The organism is Streptomyces sp. NPDC000075 (genome assembly GCF_040301925.1).
Classification (GTDB): domain Bacteria; phylum Actinomycetota; class Actinomycetes; order Streptomycetales; family Streptomycetaceae; genus Streptomyces; species Streptomyces polychromogenes.
The window spans coordinates 1-14,042 of record NZ_JBEPFL010000032.1; the positions used below are offsets into that span (position 1 = coordinate 1).

At 76.0% G+C, this 14,042-nt stretch carries 11 protein-coding genes and 1 tRNA gene; 7 read left to right on the top strand and 5 right to left on the bottom strand.

Annotated elements, in window-relative coordinates; translation table 11 throughout:
* Positions 1–45: 45 nt before the first annotated feature.
* From ABT403_RS29730 to ABT403_RS29740, 3 genes are all read right to left on the bottom strand, one after another.
* Complete coding sequence (locus tag ABT403_RS29730; protein WP_344156394.1) at positions 46–1,341, bottom strand: hypothetical protein; 1,296 nt, start codon at positions 1,339–1,341, stop codon at positions 46–48.
* Positions 1,342–1,560: 219 nt separating this feature from the next.
* Positions 1,561–3,033, bottom strand: a complete 1,473-nt coding sequence (locus ABT403_RS29735; RefSeq protein WP_344156391.1) for a S8 family peptidase — start codon at positions 3,031–3,033, stop codon at positions 1,561–1,563.
* A gap of 330 nt (positions 3,034–3,363) precedes the next feature.
* On the bottom strand, positions 3,364–4,065 hold the full coding sequence (locus ABT403_RS29740) for a 4'-phosphopantetheinyl transferase family protein (RefSeq protein WP_344156388.1): 702 nt from the start codon (positions 4,063–4,065) through the stop codon (positions 3,364–3,366).
* An 81-nt stretch (positions 4,066–4,146) separates the two neighbouring features.
* On the opposite strand from ABT403_RS29740, the gene ABT403_RS29745 reads away from it, so the two are divergent.
* Positions 4,147–4,917 (top strand): alpha/beta fold hydrolase, encoded by a 771-nt coding sequence (locus tag ABT403_RS29745; RefSeq protein ID WP_344156385.1) that lies wholly within the window; start codon positions 4,147–4,149, stop codon positions 4,915–4,917.
* Positions 4,918–4,921: 4 nt separating this feature from the next.
* On the opposite strand, the gene ABT403_RS29750 is transcribed toward ABT403_RS29745, so the two are convergent.
* Positions 4,922–5,464, bottom strand: coding sequence for a hypothetical protein (locus tag ABT403_RS29750; protein WP_344156382.1), 543 nt, complete (start codon positions 5,462–5,464; stop codon positions 4,922–4,924).
* 258 nt (positions 5,465–5,722) lie between these two features.
* On the opposite strand from ABT403_RS29750, the gene ABT403_RS29755 reads away from it, so the two are divergent.
* Positions 5,723–6,217 (top strand): phospholipase, encoded by a 495-nt coding sequence (locus tag ABT403_RS29755; protein WP_344156379.1) that lies wholly within the window; start codon positions 5,723–5,725, stop codon positions 6,215–6,217.
* Positions 6,218–6,340: 123 nt separating this feature from the next.
* Here the strand turns inward: ABT403_RS29755 and ABT403_RS29760 are convergent.
* Positions 6,341–6,413: transfer RNA gene (locus ABT403_RS29760), tRNA-Arg, on the bottom strand.
* Between the two features lie 322 nt (positions 6,414–6,735).
* On the opposite strand from ABT403_RS29760, the gene ABT403_RS29765 reads away from it, so the two are divergent.
* The 5 genes from ABT403_RS29765 to ABT403_RS29785 all read left to right on the top strand — a co-directional run bounded on the left by ABT403_RS29765 (position 6,736) and on the right by ABT403_RS29785 (position 14,042).
* The gene (locus tag ABT403_RS29765; protein WP_344156376.1) at positions 6,736–8,358 is read left to right on the top strand and encodes a dynamin family protein; all 1,623 of its coding nucleotides are present in this window, start codon (positions 6,736–6,738) and stop codon (positions 8,356–8,358) included.
* Positions 8,359–8,362: 4 nt separating this feature from the next.
* Entirely contained in the window at positions 8,363–10,450 is a 2,088-nt protein-coding gene (locus tag ABT403_RS29770) for a GTPase (RefSeq protein ID WP_344156373.1), read from the top strand.
* A gap of 102 nt (positions 10,451–10,552) precedes the next feature.
* Positions 10,553–10,960: a single-stranded DNA-binding protein gene (locus tag ABT403_RS29775; protein ID WP_344156370.1), complete on the top strand. Its 408-nt coding sequence runs from the start codon at positions 10,553–10,555 to the stop codon at positions 10,958–10,960.
* Between the two features lie 68 nt (positions 10,961–11,028).
* The gene (locus ABT403_RS29780) at positions 11,029–12,447 is read left to right on the top strand and encodes a TQXA domain-containing protein (protein WP_344156367.1); all 1,419 of its coding nucleotides are present in this window, start codon (positions 11,029–11,031) and stop codon (positions 12,445–12,447) included.
* Positions 12,448–12,506: 59 nt separating this feature from the next.
* Entirely contained in the window at positions 12,507–14,042 is a 1,536-nt protein-coding gene (locus ABT403_RS29785) for a bifunctional phosphatase PAP2/diacylglycerol kinase family protein (protein ID WP_344156364.1), read from the top strand.

Below are 14,042 nucleotides of genomic sequence, written 5' to 3' on the forward strand. Positions count from 1 at the left end.
GGTGCGGCGCCCGGGCGCCGCACCACCCCGGGGCTGCGGTGCCGGTCAGGCGATCGAGAAGGTCACGACCGACTGGTAGGTGTCGGCGAACATGAACGGCGGCAGCTGGAGCATCGCCGCGCCGCCCACGGCGAACTCGCCGCCGGTCAGCTCGTCACCGCCGGCCGTCTGCGAGGCGACCTTCATCGGGGTCTCCGTGATGGCGCCCGGCGCACCCGCCGTGCAGGTGCTGGGGCTGTCCGGGTTGGTCACGGTGCAGGACGGCTGGATGCCGATCTGCGCCTTGGCCAGGGAGTGGCCCGTCGTCTGGTTCAGGAACGGCGTCCGGGTGGCCGTCACGTCCCAGCCGAGGGTGCCGCCGCGGAAGTCCTGGACGGTCGCCGCGTTGAACGCGCCGAACACCGACTGGGCCTTGCCGTTGATGGTCACCGAGCCGAAGCTGACGGCGGGCTGGCCGTCCTTCGGGCCGAGAGCCAGCGGCCCGGGCAGCACCTCGACGTCCACCGGGTTCTTCACGCCCGCCTGCTCCTCGACGAACACGAAGGGCTTGGCCGGCGGGACCGAGCCGTCGATCCTGATGGCGTCGGCCTTCTTGGTGACGGTGATGTTGCAGGTGGCGGCGCCGGAGGCGTCCGCCGTGCCGGTGCCGGTGTCACCGGTGGCCGCGCCCGCGAGGAGGGCGGAGCAGGTGACCGGTCCGGCCGGGAAGTTGGCGCCGGTGGCGACGACGGCGGTACCCGCCTTGCCGCTGTTGGGCGTCAGCCTGGTGGTGACCGGGTCCTTCGGGAGGGCCTCGACGGCGATCTGGGCGACGGAGGCGCTGGGGCGCGGGTCGGGGGTACAGGTCGTGGTGTAGACCGTGCCGCCCAGGTCGGCGTCCGTGACCACCTGGTCGATGGTGATCTGGACGGTGGTGCCCTCGCTGCCGTCGGGGATCTTGACGGTGCCGGAGAAGGCGGGCGGGTCGGACTTCTTGTTGGCTTCCTGGTGGCTGGGGACGGCGGGGCTGGTGACGGTCTGGGCGACCCCTCCGACGAGCAGCTTCGCCTTGATGGTGTTGACCGTGTCGATCGTGAACATCGGGATGACCGGCGTCTCGCCCGGGTCGATGGTGATCGGTACGGTCTCACCCGCCTTGGCGGTGTCCGGCACCGTGATCGTGTAGTCCTGGTTGCCGTTGGCGCCCGGCTGCGGGGCGGGGGCGACGCACTTCACGGGGACGGAAGTGGTCTTGGTCGCGGCCTGCGCCGGCCCCGTCAGGGCCACGACGCCGCCCGTCAGGGCCAGGGACAGGGCGCCCGCCCCGGCCAGCACTCTTCGTCTGAGCGTTCTCGTACTCACTGGGTCGCGACTCCTTCGTCATGACGAACCCTCCCCCCACCCGCTGTGCGGGGGAGGCCGAGCCGGTGCGGATGGCCGTCATTGACGCGTCGCGGTGCCGAGAAGTCAATGGATTGCCCGGGCGCGAAGCACACAGACATTGATGTCCCATCAGACCCGGTCTGATGGGACATCGGATACCGACCGGTCGGTGACCGGTGGTGGGGTGTCTGGCTGCGCTCAGGCCCCCTTCGGTACCTGGAGGAGCAGGTTCGGGGTGCCGGCGGGCAGACCCGTGATCAGGTCCGGGGCGGCGTCCCGGAGCAGGGCGGCACGGACCTGGTCGGGGCTGTGCGCCGTCCCGCCCGCCAGGAGCAGCGCGGCGGCGCCCGCGACGTGCGGGGCGGCCATGGAGGTGCCGGTGGCCCGGGCGAGGGCGGTCGGCGACCCCTTCCAGGCGGAGACGACGGCCACGCCCGGCGCCGAGAGGTCCACGCAGGGGCCGTGGTTGGAGAAGGAGGGGTGGCGGTCGGCGGCGTCGGTGGCGGCGACCGTGAGGGCCTGCGGGACGCCGGAGGGGGAGCCCGCGCAGGCGTCCCGGCCCTCGTTGCCGGCGGCCACGGTGACGGTGATCCCGTAGGCGACGGCACGGATGACCGCCGCGTCCATGGAGTGGCTGCGGGAGCCGCCCAGGCTCATGTTGGCGACGGCGGGGCGCAGCGGGAGGCCGGCCCGGACGGCGTCCCTCACCATCCAGTCGAGGCCGCGCAGGATGTGCGACAGCCGCGCGTCGCCCCGGCAGTCGGCCACCTTCACCCCGACGAGGGAGACCCCCTTCGCGACCCCGTACGAGGCCCCGCCGACGGTCGACGCGACGTGCGTGCCGTGGCCGTTGCAGTCGGCGGAGCCCTCCATCCAGAGGGCGTTGTAGCCGGCGCGGGCGCGGCCGCCGAACTCCTGGTGGGCGGTGTTGATGCCGGTGTCGACGACGTAGACCGTGACGCCCTCACCGGTGGCCGGGTACGCGTACGACCCGTCGAGCGGCAGCGCGCGCTGATCGATCCGGTCGAGATGCCAGGGCGCCTGCGCCTGGCTCCCACCGCCAGCAACGGGCCGCCCGGCGGCCGGACCGCCGGGAGGCACGGCGGGGCGCCCGGCGGGCGGGGCGGCGGGGTCGGTCGCGGGGCGGTCGGCGGGCGGGGTGGCGGGGTCGGCCGCGGGGTGGTCGGCGGCCGGGGTGGCCGGGGAGGCGGGGTCGGCCGCGGGGTGGTCGGCGGGCGGGGTGACGGGGCGGGTTGTGACCGGGAGGGTCGCGGGATGGTCGGAGGCCAGGCGGTCGGCGGCCGGGGCTGCGGGGAGGGGTGCGGTACGGCCGGTGGCCGGGGCGGCGGGGTCGGAGATCCGGTACACGGTGTCCGGTTCGACGGAGGCCACCCGGGGGTCGGCGGCGAGCGCGGCGGCGCGGGCCGCGGTGGTGCGGACCGCGAAGCCGTTGAGGGCGGTGTCGTAGACCGCCTCGACCCGGTCACCGGCCTCCTCCGCCTCGGAGGCCAGCGCCCGGGTCGGGGCGCGGGTGGTGGCGTCCTTGAGGACGACGACGTAGGGGGCGGTGGGCGCGTCGGCGCCGTCGGCGTACGCGGCGGTCGGGGCCGGCAGGACGGTGGCCGCCGCCAACAGGGCGGCGGCCGGGAGGAATGCGGTCATCGCGGTCATGCGCCCGATGCTCTGCCCGCCCGGGCGGGCTCGCGCGGAGGGTGCGCCGACTGGCCGCACGACACGCCGCCCCGCCGGGCGCGGCGCGCCGGCCCGAGCAAGGGGGAGCCGGAGCGCGCCTCGGCCCGCCGCCCCCGCCCACCCCTGCCGCACGACGCCCCGGCCTGCCGGGTCGTCAGGCGCCGCGCGCCGCCCGCCGCCTGCCGCGTCCGCCTCAGGCCGTCCGCTGTCTGGCTGCCGGTGTGAGGTTGCCCGCCGCCCGCCGCCCGCCGCCCGTCGCCCGCCGTCAGGCATCAGCGGCCGGCCCTCGGCGCCTGTGTCAGGTCGTCGTCAGGCCGTGTGGACGGCCAGGGCGGCGGCGTAGCCGGGTGGGGCCTGGACGTCGCTCAGGGTCCAGCCCGGGATCCGGGCGGGGTCGGCCGCCGCGCCCACGTACGGCTCGACCAGCCCCTCGGCGAGGCCCGTGCCGATGCCCTTGAGGCATGCCTCCTTGCGGGACCACACCCGGGCCAGCGCGGCCCGCCGGCCGTCCTCCGGCAGGGCGGTGATCTCGGCGGTCTCCGCAGGGTGCAGGCTGCTCAGGATGTCTGCCACGGCCTCGGCGCTCGGCAGCCCCTCCACGTCCACACCCACCGGCACCCCCGCGAAGGCGAAGTACGCCAGGTCCCCGCTGTGGGACAGGGAGAAGTGCACCCCGCCCCCGGCCACCGCCGGCCGCCCGTGCGGCCCCCCGCAGCCCGGGCAGTCCTCGCGGACGAACCGGACCTCGCCGGGCGCCACCCCCAGGTATCCGCCGAGCAGAATCCGTAGCCCCAGGTGCGAGGCCAGGTAGGTGCGCCGGTCGCCGGGGCGCAGCAGCCGGGCCGCCCGCTTGCGCTCGTCGTCGTCGAGCAGCGCCTCGGCCCCGCCGGCCTCGTGCCCGCCGATCACCCCGCGCGTGGTGTCCAGCGCCCACACCGCCGAGGCGGAGCCCGTCGGCAGGGCCCCCGGCCGGGGCTCAGCGCCGTCGAGTTGGTTCAGTTCCGCGATCACCTCTTGAGAGTAGTCGGGCCCGTCGTCGCCGCGGTTAACCTCGTGCTCGGCCGACCGTCGACGATTCAGGGGGAACACATCGTGCGCAGTGCCGCAGTGACACTGGAAGGCGACCGCGTCCGCTGGGTCGAACTGCCGGGCGAGGAGCCGGCCCGTCTCTACCTGCACGGTCTCGGATCCACCGCGCCCGCCTACTTCGCGGCGAGCGCGGTACACCCCCTGCTGGCCGGGCGGCGCTCGCTGCTGCTCGACTTCCTCGGGCACGGGCACAGCGACCGGCCCGAGGGGTTCCCGTACACCCTGGAGGCGCACGCGGACACCGTCGCCCTGGCGCTCACCGCCGCCGGCGTCGGCGCGGCCGAGGTGATCGCCCACAGCATGGGCGGGGCGGTGGCCATCGTGCTGGCCGCCCGGCACCCGCACCTGGTCTCCCGGCTGGTCCTGGTCGACGCCAACCTGGACCCCCTGCCGCCCGTCCCGGCCACGGCGGGCAGCAGCGGGATCGCCTCCTACACGGAGGAGGAGTTCCTGGCCGGCGGCTGGGCCGAGGTACGCGACCGGGCCGGGGCCCACTGGTGGTCCACCATGCGGCTGGCCGGCCGCACCGCCCTGTACCGCAGCGCCGTGCACCTCGCCGCGGGTACGACGCCCACCATGCGGGAGCTGCTGCTGGAGCTGAAGGTCCCGCGCGGCTTCCTCCACCCGGAGGCGGACGGAGCCCCCGACGGGGCCGAGGCCCTGGAGGCCGCCGGGGTCGCCGTCGTCGCCGTACCGGAGTGCGGGCACAACATCATGCTGGACAACCCCGAGGGCTTCGCCCGGGCCACCGCCGCGGTGCTCGCACGGGACTGACCCGTCAGCGGCGGCCGACCGGGACGGCCCCCGGCTGGGGGACGGCCGGTACGCCCTCCGGTATTCGCGCGCCCGGGGAAGGCGTCCCGTCGGTCCAGGCGTAGACCTTCTTCCCCCGTACCGACACCTGGTACTGATAGCGGTCCCGGCACTCGGGCCGCTCCTCGCCCCGGATGTCGCGCGGCCACCAGCGGGCGCCCAGCCGGGGGCCGCCCGCCTTCCTCGGGGTCTCCGCGGCGCACTGCGGCCCGTCGAGGGGCGTCTTGCCGAGGGTGAACCTGATGAGCCGGGCCTTGCCGTCGGTGCGGGCCTGGATGCGTATGTCCGTGGCGTCCCTCGGCATCCAGCTGGGCAGCGCGAGGTTGTGGTCCCCGCGCGTGTGCGACTCGGCGGCGCGGGCGGTGGCGAAGTGCCGGCCCTTCTCCTTGAAGAACCGGTCGTTGAGGGCGTTCGTGACCGGGTTGGGCGGGAGGTTGGGCAGCGCGAAGGCGGCCGTGGTGAGGACTCCCACGATGGCGGCGGCGATGACGAGCGGACGGCGGTTCATAGCGACAAGTGTTCGCGCCGGGGGCCGTTCACGCGTCCCTCCCGGGTACGAACTTCGAATCTGCCGCAAGTCGCATACGGAGTCATACCTGAGAGTGGTCCGTCCGGCCGTCAACCGTCGTAGGAAGAAACGCCCGGGCCGGGGCGGCGTTATAGGGGCAGCCCCCGTCAACTCCCGGCGCGGCGGCGGCTTCCGGCTCCGGGGCGGCTTCCGGTGCCGCGGCGGCCGTCCGCCGGCCGCCCGCCCCGCAGGGACACCATGCGCCGCAGCCCCCTCCCCCTCCCCCTCCTCGCGTCGGCCGCCGCCGTGCTCGCCCTCGCCGTGCCCGCGTCGGCGGTGCCGGCGGTGCCCACGGACAAACCGCAGGTGCTGAGCCGCTGGACGCGCTCCGACGCGGCCAGCCAGGACGCCTGGCTCGCCGCCCGTGCGCACCGGGCCGACTGGGCCGCCTACGGTTTCGACTGGTCGACGGACTACTGCACGTCCTCCCCGGACAACCCCTTCGGCTTCCCCTTCAAGGAGGCGTGCGCCCGCCACGACTTCGGATACCGCAACTACCGGGCGGCGGGCGCCTTCCAGGCCAACAAGTCCCGGCTCGACGACGCCTTCCACGCGGACCTCCAGCGGGTCTGCGCGCGGTACACGGGTGGCAGGAGGGCATCCTGCGAGGGCACGGCCTGGACGTACTACCAGGCGGTCAGGGCCTTTGGCGCCTCAGCGGAACCCGTCCCGGCGCAGCCGCCCGCGCCGTGAACCGCCCGTCCGGGCGACGGCCCTTTTGCGCCTGCAAGGATCCGGTCGGGTGATTTTCCGCCACCGCTGGACGGCGTCCCGAGGGACGCCCGTGCGGCGCTCCTCGGGCAGGAGGAGAAGAAGTGCCCCCGGCAGGACTCGAACCTGCGGCCAAGCGCTTAGAAGGCGCCTGCTCTATCCACTGAGCTACGGGGGCCGGTGGTGACCGTGGTGGCCTGGAGCCCCTTGGTGGGGGTGGGACTGCGGTCCGTACCGGGTCAAGGATAGGGCTCCGGTTGCCTTGTCCCGGTTGCTTCGCTCGCGTGCCACGTTGTGGAGGTTCGGTGAAGCGGTCCCGATAATCGCAGGCAGGTGCGATTCTCGCACCGCTTTTGCGCCGCGGCGGCCTGGGTGTTGTGCACTCGTTATGCCTGCGTCCCACTCGTCCTCGGTGTCCATGATGTCCCACTGGAGTCGCGGTCGGCGCGCAGAGGGCGTATAAGCTTCAAAAATGGTCCCAAATTGGGCATTCTTCGCATGTGGTGACCTTGGATGTTCGGCCTCAGCTGCTCGATGCCCTGTCCGCCCTGCGCGACCGGGTCGCGTCCGTGCGTCTGCCGCTGCCTCTGCCCGGCGCCCCGCGCGCCCGCCAGACCAGAGCCGAGCTGCTCGCGCAGCTCGACGACTACCTCGTACCCCGGCTCAAGGCGCCCGAGGCGCCGATGCTCGCCGTCGTCGGCGGGTCCACCGGGGCCGGTAAGTCCACCCTCGTCAACTCCCTCGTCGGCCGCCAGGTCAGCGAAGCCGGAGTGCTCCGCCCCACCACCCGCACCCCGGTGCTCGTCTGTCACCCGGACGACCACCACTGGTTCGCCGGGATGCGGGTCCTGCCCGACCTCATGCGCGTCTGGACCCCCCAGGACGAGGACGACCTGCTCCCCGCCTCCCGCAAGGGCCGCCGGCCCGGAGCGCACCATGGCTCCCCGGCCCGCGAACTGCGGATCGAGACCGTCGCCACCCTCCCGCGCGGCCTCGCCCTCCTCGACGCCCCGGACATCGACTCCCTCGTCGTCGAGAACCGGACCCTCGCCGCCCAGCTCATCTGCGCCGCCGACGTCTGGGTCATGGTCACCACCGCCTCGCGGTACGCCGACGCCATCCCCTGGCACCTGCTGCGCACCGCCAAGCAGTACAAGGCCACCCTGGTCATCGTCCTCGACCGGGTCCCGCACCAGGTCCTCGCCGAGGTCTCGCGCCAGTACGGCGCCCTGCTCACCCGGGCCGGGCTGGGCGACGTACCGCGGTTCACGGTGCCGGAACTTCCGGAGTCGGCCGGGGGCGGCGGGCTGCTGCCCGCCAGCGCCGTCGCACCGCTGCTCGCCTGGCTCAGCCACCACGTCCAGGACCCGGCCGCCCGGCAGTACGCCGTCGGCCGGACCGCCCTCGGCGCGCTCGACTCCCTCGGGCGGCGCATGCCGGAACTGGCCTCCGCCGTCGCCGCCCAGCACGCCGCCGCCGTCCGGCTGACCTCGGCCGTCGAGGACGCGTACAAGAGGGAGGGCAAACGGGTCCAGGGCCGCCTCGACAGCGGCGCCGTCCTCGCGGGGGACGCCCTCACCCGCTGGCGCGGCTACCCCCTCGACACCAGCGCGGACGAACTGCTCGACTCCCTCGCCGAATCCCTCGCCGCCCTGCTCCAGTGCGCCGTCGCCGCCGCCGACGAGCGCATCGCCGCCGCGTGGCGCCGTGAGCCGGCCGCCGGGGCGCTGCCGATGCCCGGGCCCGACCGGGAGGCGGCGGAACGTATCGGCATGGCCGTACGGCGCTGGCGACGCGTGCTGGAGGAACTCGCGGAGGAGGAGGTCGCCAAGCTCGACCGGCAGCCCGCTCCCGACCCCGACGGCATCGCCGCCCTCCTCGTCGCCGCCCTCCTCGGCGGCAAACGTGCCCGCCCGGCGGGGGAAAAGCTCGCCGAACGGATCGGCGTACAGGCCGCCGTACGGCTGCGCGACCGGGGCGGGGAGGTCGTCAGCGACCACCTCGACCAGGTCCTGCGCGCCGAACGGGACCGCCGGCTCGCCCCGCTCCAGGCGCTCGAAGTGACCCCGGAACCACAGGCCGAGCTGATCGCGGCGCTGTCCGTACTGCAGAAGGAGAGGTGAGGGGGTGACCGCCTTGACCGACCGCGACCAGGCCGGGGACCGCGACCACGTCGGCGACCCGGCCGGGGACGGCACGCGCGTGCGCGCCAGGGCCGGCGAACGCGCCCGGGACCGGGCCGCCGGCCGGACCGCCGACCCGGGCGCGGAGCGCCCGGACGGCCGTACGGACGTCCGGGCCGCAGCCCGGGCGGCCGACCGCTGGGACGACGGCTTCATCGCGCGCTCACGCCACCGGACCACCCGCAAGGGGGGATTCGGCAGGACCCGCCCGCGCGGCGCCGCCGACGAGCCCACGGCCGAGGAGCTCGACGACGCGCTGGACGCGGACGCGGACGTCGACGCGGAGGCGGACGAGGGCGACGAGGCCCTGGTCCGGGCCGTCTCCGGCGCCGGGAGCGACGGCGGCAAGGCCCCCGCGCCGCCGCTCAGCCCCGAGGCCCAGGCCCTGCGCACCCGCCTCGACGCCCTCCGCCAGCTGGTCGGGCTCTCCCGCACCCGCCTCGACGGCAAGACCCTCGCCGAAGCCGGCCGGGTCCTCGACGAGGCCGCCGCACGCCGGGGCCTGTCCGCCCAGCACACGGTCGTCGCCGTCGCAGGAGCCACCGGAAGCGGCAAGTCCACGCTCTTCAACTCACTCGCCGGAGTGCAGATCTCCGAGACCGGGCTGCGCCGTCCGACCACCGCCGCGCCGATCGCCTGCAGCTGGTCGGACGGGGCCGCCGGACTGCTGGACCGGCTGGAGATCCCCGGCCGGCTGCGCCGCCGCCCCCGCGAGACCTCCGAGGCCGAGGCGCTGCGCGGGATGGTCCTCGTCGACCTGCCCGACCTGGACTCGGCGCTCGGCGTGCACCGCGAACACGTCGACCGGGTCCTGGCGCTCGTCGACGCCGTCATCTGGGTCGTCGACCCGGAGAAGTACGCGGACGCGGTGCTGCACGAGCGGTACCTGCGGCCGCTGGCCGGGCACGCGGAGGTGACGTTCGTCGTGCTGAACCAGGTGGACCGGCTGCCCGGCGAGGCCGCCGACCTGGTCCTGGACGACCTGCGAAGGCTCCTCGACGAGGACGGCATCGCGCTCGGCGAGCACGGCGAACCCGGCGCCACCGTCCTCGGCCTGTCCGCCCTGACGGGTGAAGGGGTCGGGGAACTGCGCGAGCTCCTCGCACAGTTCACCCAGGAGAAGGGCGCCGCCACCCGGCGGATCGCCGCCGACGTCGACCGGGCCGCCGCCCGCCTGCGCCCGCTGTACGTCGCAGACGGGCAGGGAGCGCCCTCCGGGCCCGAGATCGGCGAGGCGGCGCGCGCCGAGTTCGAGGACCGCCTCGCCGAGGCCGTCGGGGCGTACGCCGCCGGGCTCGCCGCCGAACGGGCCTGGCGGCGCAATGCCGGCAAGGCCTGCGGGACGCCCTGGCTGCGGCTGTGGCGCTGGTACGAGAGCCGGCGCGCTCCCCGCTCGCTCGCCGGCCTGTCCGCCCTCGCGGTGATCGGCCGCTCCACGGCGGCCGCACCCGCGCCGGTCGAGGAGGAGGTGACCGCCCGGCAGCGGGTGGAGCAGGCCGTGCGGACCGTCGCCGACGAGGCCGCCGTCGGGCTGCCAGAACCCTGGGCGCAGGCCGTACGGGAGACGGCGGTGCGTGGTGCCGCCCGGCTGCCGGAGGCGCTGGACGAGCTGGCGGTGACCCTCGGCCCGGCCGTCCCGGCCCCCGGTACGAAGCCGCCCCGGCCCGCCTGGTGGCCGGCGGCGGTGCTGGCGCAGGCGGCGATGACGCTGGTGCAGGTCTTCGGCGGGCTGTGGCTCGTCGGGCAGATCGCGGGGGTCCTGGAACCGAAGCTGCTGCCGCCCGTGCTGTTCATGGTGGCGGGCATCATCGGCGGTCCGCTGGTCGAGTGGGCCTGCTCGATCGCCGCCCGGGGGCCCGCCCGCAGGTACGGGCAGGACGCCGAGCGGCGGTTGCGGCAGGCCGCGGCCGGCTGTGGGCGGGCCCGGGTGCTGGAGCCGGTGGCGGCGGAGTTGCTGCGCTACCGGGAGGTCCGGGAGCAGTACGCGACCGTCTCCGCAGGGGGGACGAGGTTGTCCACAACCCGCCAGTAGTCCACAGGCCGGAGCGGCCGGTCGGGGAGCCGGGCCAGCATGGTGCGTACCTCGTGCGGATGGTCCGCACGAGCCGTACGGAACGTGGGGAGGGCGACCGGGATGAACGACACCCTGGTGACGCTGGTGGGGCACGTGGCGACGCGGATCGACTTCAAGGAGACGGCGACCGGACCGTCGGCGAGGTTCCGCTTCGCGGTGACCCCGCGGTACTTCGACCGGCGGGCCGAGGCCTGGACGGACGGCACCACCAGCTTCTACACCGTGTGGGCGCGACGGGTACTGGCGGTGAACCTGGCCAGCTCCGTCTCGGTGGGGGAACCGCTCGTGGTGCACGGCCGGTTGAGGGTCCGGGAGGGGCCGCCCGACGGCGAAGGAGGCCGCTGGTTCTCGGCGGACATCGACGCGATCACCGTCGGACACGACCTGAACCGTGGAACTGCGGCCTTCCGCCGCGTGGTCAAGACGGAGACCCCGCTGATGGGCCCTCAGAAGGCGGCGGTGGTCTGAGTGTTCGATGGGGCTAGGATTCCCCGGTATTCACGGGCACCTGGGTCTTTGGCCCGAAGGGGAAGACTGTGTCGATTGCTGTTCCCGCGTCCTGCGCGTCCTTCGAGTCCCACGCCGCGTCCACGGGCGGACCGGCCTCCGCCCCGGCGGCCGACGAGGTGGCCCCGCCGGTGGTTCCGCTTCCGGGTGCGCCCGCCGCGCCCGCCGGTCCGGCGGGCCCCGTGCCCGCTCCCCGTGCCGCTTCCGGGCCCGGCCCGGGTGCCGCCTCGGGCCCTTCCGCCGCCGGCGGCGGGGTGCGGGGCTCCGCGCGGCGGCCGCTGGCCGCGGCCCTGCTGGCCGCGGCCCTCACCGCCGCCCCGGGCGCCCGGGCCTGGGCCGACGCCGACCCGGCGGCCTCGGCCGGGCCATCGGCCGGTGGCGCGCGCGCCGTGCTCGACGGACTGAAGACCTACGGCCAGGCGGTCCTGCGCGCCCGGGACGGGTCGGTCCGCCAGATCCCCGCCGGGCTGTACGAGATGCGGGTGGACGGCGGCGGCATGCTCCAGACGTACGGGGTCGGCGTCGAGGGCAACGCGCAGCCCCAGGCCCGCTACACCGAGAGCGGCTGGGGCGGCAGCCCCCTCGCCGGGAGCAGCGAGGCGGGCGGCCGGATCCGCTGGGTGCTGGAGCACTCCTACCCGCAGCACAACGACCTGGCCGGGCTGGCGAAGGCGGCCGGGGCCGGGACCCTGACGGCGGAGAGCGCGGCCGCCGGCACCCAGGTGGCCATCTGGCGGCTCGCGGACGGGGCGCAGGTGGAGGCGGCCGACCAGGCGGCCGCGAAGCTGGCCGAGTACCTCCAGCGGGAGGCGGGCCGGCTGCCGGAGCCGCCGGCCTCGCTGGGGCTGGACCCCGGCCGGGTCTCCGGCCCGGTGACCGGCCCCACCGGCACCCGGCTCGGCCCGGTCACCGTCCGCACGGGGGCGCAGAGCGTCACCGTCACCCCCGACGCGGCGGCCGTGGCCATGGGCGTGCGGGTGGTCGACGAGGAGGGGCGGGTGGTGAGCACCGCGGCCAACGGCAGCCGGCTGTTCTTCGAGGTGCCCGCCGGCACCCCCGACGGGACCGCCTCGGTCAGGGTGCAGGGCTCGACGAAGGTGCCGGTCGGGCGGGTCTTCAGCAGCGGGATCCCGGCCGAGGCGCAGGTCGTGGCCGGCTCCAGCGAGTCGGCCGCGGCCGCCACCGCCACGGCGGTCTGGCCGCAGCCGCCGGCCGGCCCGGCGGGGAAGGTGGGCACGCTCGCCGGCAGCGCCGAGGTGGCCCCGGCCCCCGACGCCGGGCCGGAGACGCAGTCCCCCGAGGAGGAGCGGCTGGCCGTCAGCGGCAGCTCCGCCGCCACCCCGGTGATCGCCTCGCTCGCGGTGGGCCTGGTGGTACTGGGCGGCATGGTGGTCCTGCTGCTGCGCAAGCGGCCGCTGGAAGGGGAGGAAGGGGAGACGGAGGGCTGAACGGGGGTGGAACGCGGGCGGGCTGCTTCACGCGGCCCCGGCCCGGGTAAGCGCGGGAAATGGCAGACCGGGAGCAGCGACTGACCTGGCGGGGCACCGCCGCGCAATGGGACCGGCGGCTGTTCGACGCCGTGGCCCGACGCCACTGGCCGGCGGCCGAGCGGGTGCTGCCCGCGCTCGGGCGGGCGGCCGACCACGGCGTGCTGTGGGGCGGGATCGCGGCGGCGCTCACCGCCCTGGGCCCCGCGCGGACCCGCAAGGCCGCACTGCGGGCGGCGGCCTCGCTCGCACTGGCGTCCGCGACCGTCAACACCGTCGGCAAGTGGTCCGTCCGCCGTCCGCGCCCGCTGCTGGACGGGGTGCCCGTGGTGCGGCGGCCGGCCGTGCCGCCGTGGACCACCTCCTTCCCGTCCGGGCACTCCGCCTCGGCCTTCGCCTTCGCGGCCGGACTGGCGCTGGAATCCCCGGCGTGGGGCGCCGTGGTGGCGCCCGTGGCCGTGTCCGTGGCGTTCTCCCGGATCTACACCGGAGTGCACTACCCGTCCGACGTCGCGGCGGGCGCCCTCCTCGGGGTGGCGGCGGGGCTCACCGTGCGCGAGCTCGCGCGGGGAGCGCGGCGGGCGCGGGCCGTCCCGGGCGACGAGCGGCCGGCCGCCGGGGTGCCCGCGCTGCCGGACGGGGCCGGGCTGACGGTGGTGGTGAACACCGGCGCGGGCACGGCCGGGGACGCGGTGCTCGGCGTCCTGCGGGACCGGCTGCCGGCGGCGGAGGTGGTGGAGTGCGGGGGCGAGGAGCTGGAGGCGGAGCTCGCGGCCGCCGCGGCCCGGTCGCAGGTCCTCGGGGTGTGCGGGGGCGACGGCACGGTCAACGCAGCCGCGACCGCCGCACTGCGCGCCGGGGTACCGCTGGCGGTGTTCCCCGGAGGCACCCTGAACCACTTCGCCCTCGACTTCGGCCTCACCGGCCCGGAGGACACCTGCCGGGCGATCACCGAGGGCCAGGCGGTCCGCGTGTCGGTGGGCCGCTTCACTCCGACAGACACCCCGGCAGCCACCCCGGCGGGCACCCCGGAAGGGGACGGCGGGGGCGAGGGCGGGGGCGAGGGCGGGTACTTCCTCAACACCTTCAGCTTCGGGGTCTACCCCCAGCTGCTGCGCCACCGGCTGCGCTGGGCGCCCCGGATCGGCGGCGGGCCGGCCGCGCTCGCCGCCGCCTGGCGGGTGCTGCGCGCCGAGCGGCCCGTACGGCTGACCCTGGCCGGGCGGCCCCGCAGCGCCTGGCTGCTCTTCGCCGGCAACGGCACCTACCACGGCTCCGGCCCCACCCCCCGCCGCCGCGACGGCCTCGGCGAGGGCCTGCTCGACCTGCGGCTCGTCCACGGCGGCGGTCGTCCCGGACCCCGTCTCCTCGCCGCCGCCCTGGCCGGACCGCTGACCCGGTCCCCGGCGCACACGGCCGTCCGCCTGCGCCGGCTGCGCATCGAGGACATCCCCCCGGGCACCCCCTTCGCCTACGACGGCGAGTACGCCAAGGCCCCGCCGGCCCTCGTCCTCGACGTCCTCCCCGACGCCCTGCCCGTCTACCGCCCCCGCTGA

Excerpts from the sequence above, each read along its gene's own strand:
- ABT403_RS29750 (WP_344156382.1), bottom strand. The coding sequence starts at position 5,464 with ATGAACCGCCGTCCGCTCGTCATCGCCGCCGCCATCGTGGGAGTCCTC.
- ABT403_RS29735 (WP_344156391.1), bottom strand. The coding sequence starts at position 3,033 with ATGACCGCGATGACCGCATTCCTCCCGGCCGCCGCCCTGTTGGCGGCG.
- ABT403_RS29755 (WP_344156379.1), top strand. The coding sequence starts at position 5,723 with ATGCGCCGCAGCCCCCTCCCCCTCCCCCTCCTCGCGTCGGCCGCCGCC.
- ABT403_RS29785 (WP_344156364.1), top strand. The coding sequence starts at position 12,507 with ATGGCAGACCGGGAGCAGCGACTGACCTGGCGGGGCACCGCCGCGCAA.
- ABT403_RS29775 (WP_344156370.1), top strand. The coding sequence starts at position 10,553 with ATGAACGACACCCTGGTGACGCTGGTGGGGCACGTGGCGACGCGGATC.